We start from the raw sequence: 10621 nt of genomic DNA, 5'->3' as shown, positions 1-10621 counted from the left end.
CCTGATATTTCGTGTCCGAAATACCTCGGCCAGCGCCCACACGAATTACTTGGTTAACTTTTTAAAGAGCGTTTGAGCTGTTGCTCAATCAAGGCCGCGTATTCTACATCGTTCCGCTGCCCTGTCAACCACTTTTTTCGAAGAATTTTTGAAGCAAATTTTCGAACACTTTCAAGCAGTTGCGTTCCTCGTGAACCGGCGTTGTCTGCCGTGTCCCTCAGAAGTGGTGCGCATTCTACAGCCCTCAGGAAAACTGTCAACGCCCATTTTCAATTTATTTTACCGGGCTTCGGTTTCCACCTATCGAGCTGTTCAGAATACAACCAGAACGACCAAAAATCACCCGGATTTTCACCCCTCACCATGGATTCAGGGATCAGGCTTTCAGAATTCGACCTTTATAGAGCTTGCTGCAGTGCGAGCTTTCTCCCGGGCATCCTCTATGGAGCTACCCAACGCCAGCGCTACCCCCATTCGCCTCCTGCCTTGTAATTCCGGTTTTCCGAACAGGCGTAGCTGGGTTCCCGGTTGTGCCAGGGCTTCTTCCAGGCCGGTATAGGAAACTTCTGTGGAGCTTCCCTCCGGCAGAATGACCGCCGACGCACTGGGACCATTCTGTCGAACAACAGGAACGGGAATACCCAGTATGGCCCTGGCGTGGATAGCAAACTCGGACAGGTCCTGGGATACAAGCGTGACCAGTCCAGTGTCATGGGGGCGAGGTGAGACCTCCGAGAACCAGACGTTCTCACCCTTCACAAACAGCTCAACACCATAGATGCCGTAACCGCCGAGATCTTCCACCACAGCACGGGCGATCTCTTTTGAACGCTGTAATGCCAGGTCATTCATCGGCTGCGGCTGCCAGGATTCGCGATAGTCACCATCTTCCTGCCTGTGACCAATGGGCTCGCAGAAGGTTACCCCCTCTTTATGCCTCACCGTCAGCAAAGTAATCTCATAGTCAAAATCGACAAAGCCTTCGACGATTACCCTGCCCTTTCCTGCTCGGCCTCCGGTTTGTGCGTACTCCCAGGCTCTTTCAATATCGGCTTCGGTCTTTACTGTACTTTGCCCCTTGCCAGACGAACTCATCACTGGTTTTACCACCAAGGGAAGCCCGACTTCCGCAACCGCCTGCAAATATTCTTCCCGCGTACCCGCAAACCGATACGGTGACGTTGGCAACCCGAGCTCTTCCGCAGCCAACCGACGAATACCCTCACGATTCATCGTCAGGTTCACCGCCCGCGCACTGGGTATCACCCGATAACCTTCCTGCTCGAGCTTGACCAACTCCGGGGTGGCAATAGCTTCTATCTCCGGAACAATCAGGTTCGGGCGCTCTTTCTCGATGACGCTCCGCAAAGCCACAGGGTCAAGCATGTCGACAACATGGGAACGATGGGCCACCTGCATTGCCGGTGCATCGGCATATCGATCAATGGCGATCACCTCAACGCCGAAGCGCTGGAGCTCAATCACAACTTCCTTGCCCAATTCCCCGGAACCACAAAAAAGTACCCGGAACGAGTTGCTTTTAAGAGGTGTACCCAATCTGACGCTGGTCTTGGTGTTATCGGTCATCTTATAGAGCTACCTTTTGTTCACGTATTGCCACCAGTTTCAAAACTTCTCGGCGTTCATCGTCTGTCATGCGAGTCCAGTGAAGAATCTCGTCACTGGTACGATGGCACCCTATGCAAACATCGTTCTCGTCTAAGGCGCACACGCTTACGCAGGGTGAGCGCACCCGATCAGCCCTGTTCATTTCTGCTCCGGATCACACGCTTTAAGTTTCTCCAGGTAACGCGTGGCATTCTGAACATAATGCGCCGCGCTCATTTCCAACATTTTCTTCTGATTGTCGTTCAGTTCACGCTTGATCTTGCCAGGAGAGCCCACAACCATCGAACCATCCGGTATTTCCATACCTTCAGGAATCAGCGTATTGGCACCAATCAGGCAATGTTTGCCGATCTTTGCCCCATTAAGCACCACCGCATTTATGCCAATCAGTGAATAATCGCCGATATCACATCCGTGCAGCATCACCTTATGACCGACAGTAACACCCCGGCCGATGGTCAAAGGCAGCCCCGGATCGGTGTGCAACACCGATCCATCCTGAACGTTGGATTCAGGACCAACCGTGATGCACTCGTTGTCGCCGCGAATAACCACGTTAAACCAGACGCTACTTTTCTCCAGCAACCGGACATTGCCAATGATAACGGCGTTTTCAGCAACAAACTGACCATCGCCAACTACCTGGGGGCGCTTGTCTTCGAGCTCGTAAAACATATCAGCCTCCTTGAGGGGGTTCGAGCAGATCGATTCCGGCATCGTACACGGCGTTCATAAAGTCGACCAGAACAACCGCGGACAGCCCCCAGATCTGGTAACGCTCCCAGCGATAACAGGGCACATAAAAGGTGTGGTTCAGAAAACTGAGGGCATCGGTGCGCTCCCTCCTGTCTTCCAGAAAGAAGGAAAGCGGTACCCGGAACACGCTTTCTATTTCATAGGGATTGGGCACCACCGGATGATCGCCTGGAACAACCCCTACGTAGGGTGTTACAAGAATGCCGTAGCGTGACATGACCTGGCTTAATGGTGCGATGACGTCCACCTGGTCGGGAGGCAACCCGATTTCTTCATGGGTCTCTCTCAACGCAGTGGCCGCAAGCGACGAATCTTCGGGATCCCGCTTGCCGCCCGGATAAGACACCTGGCCACGATGGGTTTTCAGGTTGGCAGACCTCAGGGTGAAAATCATTTCCGGATTATTTTCATCATCCGTTACCGGCACCAGAATACCGGCTTCCGGATAATCCAGTGCCAGCTGTCGAGGGGCATAATTGGATAATTTTTTAGTTAATAGGTCTCGCACTCGCTACTCCAGTGGCATCCCGATTTTGCATGAGACACAGACAGCCGGGATCGTTAAACTGATCATCAACAGACACTCAGTATACGGGGAAACTAATGAAGTATTGCAGCACATGCGGCCATCCGGTCGAACAACGCATTCCGGAGGGTGACAACAGGCACCGCTACGTATGTGTCAGCTGCGAGACCATACATTACCAGAACCCGAGGATTGTAGCGGGTACAGTTCCGGTCTGGGAAGGCCAGATACTTTTATGCCGGCGCGCGATCGAGCCCCGTTACGGCTATTGGACCCTGCCCGCCGGTTTCATGGAAAATGCCGAGACAACCATTGAGGCTGCAGCGAGGGAAACGCTGGAAGAGGCCCTTGCCGACGTCACCATCGAAGGTCTTTACTCCATCATCGATGTGCCGCATATCAACCAGGTTCACATGTTCTATCGCGCCAGCCTTAAAGACGGGCAATTCGGCGCCGGAGAAGAATCCCTGGAGTCCCGCCTTTTCTCCCCCGGCGAGATTCCATGGGACGAGATATCATTTCCAACCGTACGCAAAACCCTTGAGCTCTTTCTTATCGATATGGAGACAGAACGGTTTGGCGTTCACGTCAGTGATATCCGCCACCCCATGGGAAAAAAAGCCTGACCCGCCGTCAAAGATCAACCAGCCGAAAGATCTCATAAGCCGGCTCTTCATAAGGATGTGCTTGCTTCAATGCGGCTAGCGCATCTCTTATGAGGCTGTCGTCGCACACTAACTCCACCTTATATTCCCGCACCGTTTCTAATTGCCCCTGCTGCCCCAGAAACGGATCGCTTCCCGCCAGCGGCCGGAACTGCCCCTGGCCTTCACATTGCCAGGCACAACTGTCGTACTCTCCAATTTTTCCGGCACCAACATCGAACAGTGCCTGCTTGGTTTGTTCCAGATGACTCTCAGGTACGAAGTAGCAAAATTTATACACGGACACCTCCCTGACTGATCAAATATCACCCAGCATTAGAGAATTCAAACTTACTCACAGATTCTGTGGATAACTCTGGGGAAAGTTTTTGGGAATCGCCCCCCAAGCCCCATGAATACTGGCCTTTCCTTAAATTGCCGACATTTTCACCCATGATTTTATTTTCTTTAATATCAATAGGTTAAAAGTTTCGCACAAAAACTGAACTTAGTTCTCAATGTTTGCTCACAGAACAGTCAGGGCGGCACCGGAAATGTGCATAAAGTTGTCTAGTCAAGCCCTGAAGCGGCAAATTTACAGACTATTTTAAGGCACCAGGGGTAAAATTCGGGGTTGACATCAAAGGTATCGGTTTAACTAATCGAGCATAAAAAAAGCCAGCCTCGAACCTCTTATAAACAGAGACCGGAGGCTGGCTTTCACTTCTCTTTTCAGGTGTGATTCAGCGAATCAACCAAACCACTTTCTGGCATTGCGGAACATGCGTAACCAGGGACCATCTTCCTGCCAGCCATCCGGGCGCCAGGAGTGCTGAACGGCCCGGAACACCCGCTCCGGATGGGGCATCATGATGGTCACGCGACCATCCCTTGTGGTAATACCGGTAATACCAGACTCTGAACCGTTGGGGTTATAGGGGTAACGGGTCGTTTCCTGGCCACGGTTGTCGACATATCGGAGAGCAACCAATTCGTTATCCGACAGCGCCTTGGCTGACGTGCCGGAAGCGAACTCAACCCTCCCCTCACCGTGGGCAACCGCGATCGGCATACGGGAGCCAGTCATGCCATCCAGGAAGGCGGATGGTGAAGAAGTAACCTCAACCATTACCAGACGCGCTTCAAACTGTTCGGACTGGTTTCGAACAAAGCGCGGCCAGCCTTCACTGCCCGGAATCAGCTCGTGCAGGTTGGAAAGCATCTGACAACCATTACAGACACCAAGGGCGAGGGTATCCTGGCGATTAAAGAACGCAGCAAACTGATCACGCACCCGGTCGTTAAACAGGATGGACTTGGCCCAGCCTTCACCAGCACCCAGCACATCACCGTAGGAGAAACCGCCACAAGCCACCAGACTCTGGAACTTCTCCAGGCTGATGCGACCGGATAGCAGGTCACTCATGTGAACGTCCGTCGCTTCAAAGCCTGCGCGGTCGAAGGCGGCCGCCATCTCAACCTGCCCGTTTACGCCCTGCTCCCGCAACACCGCCACTTTCGGCCGTTTGCCGGTATTAATAAATGGCGCCGCGACGTCTTCATTCAGATCAAAGGTCAGATCAGCACTCAGCCCCGGATCCTCGGCATCGAGCAGGTTCTCGAATTCTTCCCGGGCACAGTCGGCATTGTCGCGAAGAGACTGAATGCGGTAGCTGGTTTCTGCCCAGAGGCGCTGCAGATCTGGGCGCGCCTCATCCAGAACCGGCTCTCCGGCAAACAACAACCGAACCCGATCCTTGTCATTCAGAGTACCAATGACACTCGTGTGATCTCCCAGCCCGGCACCGGAGAATTGCTGGAGAACGAAATCAGTGTCTTCACGGCGCACCTGGATAACCGCACCCAGCTCCTCATTGAAGAGTTCACGGGCAAATTGGGATTCGTCTTCCGCGAGGCCATCCAGCTTGATATCGACACCGGTTCTGCCGGCAAAGCTCATTTCCGCGAGGGTGACAAACAGACCGCCATCGGAACGGTCATGATAGGCCAGCAACTTGCCATCGTCGTTGAGGCCCTGAATAACCGCGAAAAATGCCTTGATGTCCTCGGGATCGTCCAGATCCGGCGCCACAGCACCCACCTGACGATAAACCTGCGCCAGCGCAGATCCGCCAAGACGGTTCTGGCCAGCGGCCAGGTCAACAAGAATAAGATCCGTTTCACCGGCATCAGTGCGCAGCTGAGGTGTCTGGGTGCGGGCAACGTCGGTAACCGGAGCGAAGCCGCTGACAATCAGAGATAGAGGCGCGGTCACGCTCTTCTGCTCGCCATTGTCCTCTTCCCAGGCGGTTTTCATGGACATGGAGTCCTTGCCCACCGGAATGGTAATACCCAGCGCCGGGCACAACTCCATACCCACCGCACGAACGGTTTCGTAAAGGTTCTCATCCTCGCCCGGATGACCTGCGGCGGCCATCCAGTTTGCCGAGAGCCGGATATCAGACAGCTTCGCAATCGGTGCCGCCGCCAGGTTGGTAATGGTTTCGCCTACGGCCATTCGGCCTGACGCCGGCGCATCAATCACTGCAAGCGGCGTACGCTCACCCATCGCCATAGCTTCACCGGTACGCACATCAAACGATGCTGCGGTGACCGCCACATCACTCACAGGTACCTGCCACGGGCCCACCATCTGGTCCCGGGCCACAAGCCCGGTAATGGTGCGGTCGCCAATGGTAATCAGGAAACTCTTGGAGCCAACCGACGGCAGACGCAGAATCCGCCGAACCGCATCGTGAAGATCGATTTTCGTGGAATCGAAAATCGGCTTGGTAAAGGAGGAACGGCTGACACTGCGATGCATGCGCGGAGGCTTGCCGAAAAGCACTTCCATCGGCAGATCCACGGGCTTGTCGTTGAAGTAGGAATCGCCCAGCTCCAGATGATGCTCCTCGGTCGCCTCACCAATCACGGCATACGGGCAGCGCTCGCGACGGCACAGGGCATCGAACAGATCCAGGTTTTCAGGCGCAACCGCCATCACGTAACGTTCCTGGGATTCGTTACACCAGATCTCCAGGGGCGACATCCCCGGCTCATCACTGGGAATATCCCGGAGCTCAAACTTGCCACCACGGCCACCGTCCTTGACCAGCTCCGGCATGGCATTGGACAAGCCGCCAGCTCCCACATCGTGAATAAAGCAGATCGGGTTTTTCTCGCCCATCTGCCAGCAACGGTCGATAACTTCCTGACAACGGCGTTCCATTTCAGGGTTATCGCGCTGTACCGAGGCAAAATCCAGATTCTCGTTACTGGAACCGGAGTCCATGGAAGAGGCTGCGCCCCCACCAAGACCAATCAGCATGGACGGGCCACCCAGCACAATCAGTTTGGCGCCGACCGGAATATTGCCCTTCTCGACGTCCTGCTCGCGAATGTTACCCAGACCACCGGCAATCATGATCGGCTTGTGATACCCACGAACCTCTTCACCGGCAGCACCCGGCACTTTTTCTTCAAAGGTCCGGAAGTAACCGGCCAGGTTAGGACGACCAAATTCGTTGTTAAACGCAGCACCGCCGATGGGGCCTTCAATCATGATATCCAGCGGAGAGGCAATCCGGTCCGGCTTGCCATAGCCAATTTCCCAGGGTTGCTCATCACCGGGAATATTCAGATTGGACACGGTGAAACCGGTAAGACCGGCTTTCGGCTTGGAACCACGACCGGTCGCGCCTTCATCCCGGATTTCGCCACCAGAACCTGTGGCCGCGCCAGAGAAAGGGGCAATCGCTGTTGGGTGGTTGTGGGTCTCCACTTTCATCAGGATGTGCACCGGCTCCCGGTTATAGCCGTAGACACCCGAGTCCGGATTCGGGAAGAAGCGACCGGCTTCGCTGCCGGCGATCACCGCGGCGTTGTCCTTGTAGGCCGACAGCACGCCCTCGCTATTCATCTCGAAGGTATTGCGAATCATCGCGAACAGGGACTTTTCCTGGCCTTCCCCATCAATATCCCAGGACGCGTTGAAAATCTTGTGGCGGCAGTGCTCAGAGTTGGCCTGAGCGAACATCATCAGCTCAACATCCGTCGGATCCCGCTCCAGGCCGACAAAGGATTTGACCAGGTAATCAATCTCATCGTCCGCCAGCGCCAGGCCCAACCGGCCATTTGCTTCCACCAGGGCATCCCGGCCACCAGACAACACCGGTACCCGTCCCAGAGAGCGAGGCTCTTCGTGGCTGAACAGAAGTTCCGCACCGCCCATCTCGTGAAATACTTTCTGCGTCATGCGGTCATGGAGAAGCGCCGCAATCTGCTCACGCTGTTCCAGACCCAGTTTCTTGCTGGCCTTGACGTAGTAGGCAATACCACGTTCAATTCGGCGGATCTGCCGGAGGCCACAATTGCGGGCGATATCCGTGGCCTTGCTCGACCAGGGCGACAAGGTGCCCGGTCGCGGTACCACCAGGAACAGAATTCCATCCGGCTCCTCAACCTGGACACTGGGACCATAGGTGAGCAGCCGATCGAGAATGGCCTGTTCCGAATCGGAAAGGTCGGCATCAAGATCCACAAAGTGCATGAACTCGGCATACACATGTTCTACACCCGGCACCATTTCCTGTATACGGGAATGCAGTTTGCGGGAACGAAAAGGCGAGAGCGCTGGCGCGCCGCGAAGTTCAAGCATGATATCAACCTGTATCGCGCGAATCGGGGGACGTCTGAAAGGCCGCAATGATACTTGAAACCGACCTCAGGTTACAGCGGAAGCTGGCCTCTTTCCGCAGTGTAAAATTGACATTCTTTTGCACAGTTATTAACCAGACCAATTGACCATTTCGCCCTCAGCAGTGATCATTGAAACTATGCATGGAAAGCAAGAAGCATCAAAAAGCAGGAGCATGGGAGCACCTCCCGGACCATCCTGACCATTGAGCGTGTAGCGGAGAGCAGGGATTTGTCACGATTTATCAGCACTTTCCGAAGCAGTAGTGCGCAGTTGAGCATTGTGTTGGCAGTTATCCTTGCCACCGGCTGCTCGCAGCCCACCACGCTGCAGGAAATCCGGGAAGAAGGCGTGTTGCACGTCATTACCCGGGTTGCGCCTTCTATCTATTACCAGGACCGGGAACAGGACACCGGCTACGATTACGAACTGGCCAGACTGTTTGCCAACGAACTCGGCGTTGAACTGCGGGTTCGGGTCGCCGACGACAATTCTGAAATCCTCTCTGTCCTATCCAGAAATTACGCTCACGTTGGTCTCGCCGGCCTGACACAACGTCCGGACTTTGACAATCAGTACCGCTCCGTGCCCATCGGGGTTTCCGCGCAGTCGGTGATCGTCTACCACAAGGAAGTTCCGGCACCGGAATCACTGGAAGATCTGGCTTCCGAAACCATCCATATGCTGGCCGACAGCAACCATGAGCACCTTATTGCCGACCCTGCGAATGAGGCTGGCCCTATCATTCAGAAACATCCCGGCCTGGATGCAGCCGGTCTTCTTGCCCGAGTGGAAAGCGGGGAATTCGGCTATGCGGCGGTGGCCTCCAATGAACTGGATCTGAACCACGTCTTCTTCCCAAAGGTTTATGAAGCGTTCGCACTGAACGAACCCAGTGATCTTGTCTGGCTATTTCCAGCTGCTCAGGATGACACTCTGGTGAATGCCGCCGAAGCTTTCATGGAAAGGGTGAACAACAACGGGACCATGGCCCAGCTCGCCGAACGGTTCTACGGTCATCTGGACCGGCTCAATTACGTTGGCGCCCGCACCTTCATGCACCACGTTGAGAACCGCCTGCCCCGCTATCAGTCGCTGTTCAAGGATTATGCCCAAGAATCCGGTATGGACTGGCGCCTGCTGGCCGCCATCGGGTACCAGGAATCCCACTGGCGCCCCAACGCCGTCTCCCCCACCGGGGTTCGCGGTCTGATGATGCTCACCCGCACCACCGCCAATTACATCGGTATTAATAACCGACTGGATGCCGAGGAAAGTATTGAGGGCGGCGCCCGCTATTTCCGGATGGTGCACGGGCGAATCCCGGACCGAATTCCGGAACCGGATCGCACCTGGTTCGCGCTTGCTTCCTACAACGTCGGCTTTGGACATCTGGAAGATGCCCGACGCCTGGCGGAATCCGCCGGGAAAGATCCGGATCGGTGGATGGATGTAAAGGAATTCCTGCCTCTGCTGGCCCAGAAAGAGTGGTACACCAAAACCCGGTTCGGTTACGCACGCGGGCATGAACCGGTTGTCTACGTACAGAATATCCGGCGGTATTACGACGTCCTGGTCCGGATTACGGAACCGGACGCACCGTCGGCATCCGGGCTTGAGGACCAGCTGGCCTGGCTTGGCGACAACGAGGCCGGCCCCGAAGCCCCAGCCAAAGAGTCTCAGCCGGATCTGCGCGCAGACCTGCCTCCGGAATTACGGTTGATACCACCAACACTCTGACTCAAACATCATCCGATCGCGCGCTCAAGGCGTGCTCGGACTGGGAGGATGAAAACCCTCGCCGGGCCAGAAACCGGGCCTGGCGGAGTTTTTCAGGCAGATCCCCCTGCACATCCGCCAGCCCGAACCGTTTATCACGGGCCCGGACCGCTCTCCGACACCACTCTTCTTCTGCGACGGACGACAGACACTCCGGCGCCTGATTCACACCAAGCTGCTGCAGCTCGGCCAGTATTCGCAGTGGTCCGTAGCCGGCTTCAATGCGTTGGCGGCTATAGATCTCCGCGAACCGGTCGTCATCCAACCAGCCCTCACGCTCATATTCATCGAGCACCGGATCAAAAACATCCGGTGGAATCTTGCGCTGCCGCAGCTTGATCGCGAGCTCATACCGGCTGTGCTCCCGGCGGGCCAACAGGCGCAGCGCTACCGAACGAGCCTGGTATTCCGGATCGTCATGTTTCTGATCTTTTGCCATACAGGCCCTTTCCGCGATGACTTGCAAAACGATAGACTTAGCGTCCCGGGGCACCCCCGCAAACACACTACCCGAAACAGACACCTGATCGGGCCGGAAGGCGGAGATACTCTGCCGCCACCGCAAACTGGTTGCAATCCCAAGGATACCGT

At 55.4% G+C, this 10621-nt stretch carries 9 protein-coding genes; 2 read left to right on the top strand and 7 right to left on the bottom strand.

Going from position 1 to position 10621, the window contains the following annotated elements:
- Positions 1-384: 384 nt before the first annotated feature.
- Genes purT through QPL98_RS15570 form a run of 4 tightly spaced genes read right to left on the bottom strand, consistent with a single transcriptional unit; the run spans position 385 to position 2893 of the window.
- Positions 385-1587: a formate-dependent phosphoribosylglycinamide formyltransferase gene (gene purT / locus QPL98_RS15585; protein WP_014421942.1), complete on the bottom strand. Its 1203-nt coding sequence runs from the start codon at positions 1585-1587 to the stop codon at positions 385-387.
- A 1-nt stretch (position 1588) separates the two neighbouring features.
- Positions 1589-1771, bottom strand: a complete 183-nt coding sequence (locus QPL98_RS15580; protein ID WP_011785938.1) for a DUF1289 domain-containing protein — start codon at positions 1769-1771, stop codon at positions 1589-1591.
- Complete coding sequence (locus QPL98_RS15575) at positions 1768-2304, bottom strand: gamma carbonic anhydrase family protein (protein WP_011785939.1); 537 nt, start codon at positions 2302-2304, stop codon at positions 1768-1770. The genes QPL98_RS15580 and QPL98_RS15575 overlap by 4 nt, the downstream gene beginning before the upstream one ends.
- 1 nt (position 2305) lies before the next feature.
- Entirely contained in the window at positions 2306-2893 is a 588-nt protein-coding gene (locus QPL98_RS15570; protein ID WP_011785940.1) for a CoA pyrophosphatase, read from the bottom strand.
- A 95-nt stretch (positions 2894-2988) separates the two neighbouring features.
- On the opposite strand from QPL98_RS15570, the gene QPL98_RS15565 reads away from it, so the two are divergent.
- Positions 2989-3537 carry an NUDIX hydrolase gene (locus QPL98_RS15565; RefSeq protein ID WP_011785941.1) on the top strand — a complete coding sequence of 183 codons (549 nt, stop codon included), beginning with the start codon at positions 2989-2991 and terminating at the stop codon, positions 3535-3537.
- A 7-nt stretch (positions 3538-3544) separates the two neighbouring features.
- Here the strand turns inward: QPL98_RS15565 and QPL98_RS15560 are convergent, their stop codons facing one another.
- On the bottom strand, positions 3545-3856 hold the full coding sequence (locus QPL98_RS15560) for a YqfO family protein (protein WP_011785942.1): 312 nt from the start codon (positions 3854-3856) through the stop codon (positions 3545-3547).
- A 450-nt stretch (positions 3857-4306) separates the two neighbouring features.
- Entirely contained in the window at positions 4307-8212 is a 3906-nt protein-coding gene (gene purL / locus QPL98_RS15555; RefSeq protein ID WP_011785943.1) for a phosphoribosylformylglycinamidine synthase, read from the bottom strand.
- 270 nt (positions 8213-8482) lie between these two features.
- Here purL and mltF point away from each other — a divergent pair, with 270 nt between their 5' ends.
- Positions 8483-9991, top strand: a complete 1509-nt coding sequence (mltF, locus tag QPL98_RS15550) for a membrane-bound lytic murein transglycosylase MltF (protein ID WP_011785944.1) — start codon at positions 8483-8485, stop codon at positions 9989-9991.
- A gap of 1 nt (position 9992) precedes the next feature.
- Here the strand turns inward: mltF and QPL98_RS15545 are convergent, their stop codons facing one another.
- Positions 9993-10469, bottom strand: coding sequence for a regulatory protein RecX (locus tag QPL98_RS15545; RefSeq protein ID WP_303293577.1), 477 nt, complete (start codon positions 10467-10469; stop codon positions 9993-9995).
- Between the last annotated feature and the right edge of the window lie 152 nt (positions 10470-10621).

The sequence above is a fragment of the Marinobacter sp. ST-43 genome, from assembly GCF_030541085.1.
Taxonomy (GTDB): Bacteria; Pseudomonadota; Gammaproteobacteria; order Pseudomonadales; family Oleiphilaceae; genus Marinobacter; species Marinobacter nauticus.
The sequence above is the reverse complement of the archived record's forward strand: the minus strand, read 5'-3'. Positions and strand labels throughout refer to the sequence as shown.

Bases quoted from the DNA above. Each gene is read 5' to 3' on its own strand.
- QPL98_RS15545 (WP_303293577.1), bottom strand. From the start codon at position 10,469: ATGGCAAAAGATCAGAAACATGACGATCCGGAATACCAGGCTCGTTCG.
- purT (WP_014421942.1), bottom strand. From the start codon at position 1,587: ATGACCGATAACACCAAGACCAGCGTCAGATTGGGTACACCTCTTAAA.
- QPL98_RS15580 (WP_011785938.1), bottom strand. From the start codon at position 1,771: ATGAACAGGGCTGATCGGGTGCGCTCACCCTGCGTAAGCGTGTGCGCC.
- QPL98_RS15565 (WP_011785941.1), top strand. From the start codon at position 2,989: ATGAAGTATTGCAGCACATGCGGCCATCCGGTCGAACAACGCATTCCG.
- QPL98_RS15575 (WP_011785939.1), bottom strand. From the start codon at position 2,304: ATGTTTTACGAGCTCGAAGACAAGCGCCCCCAGGTAGTTGGCGATGGT.
- purL (WP_011785943.1), bottom strand. From the start codon at position 8,212: ATGCTTGAACTTCGCGGCGCGCCAGCGCTCTCGCCTTTTCGTTCCCGC.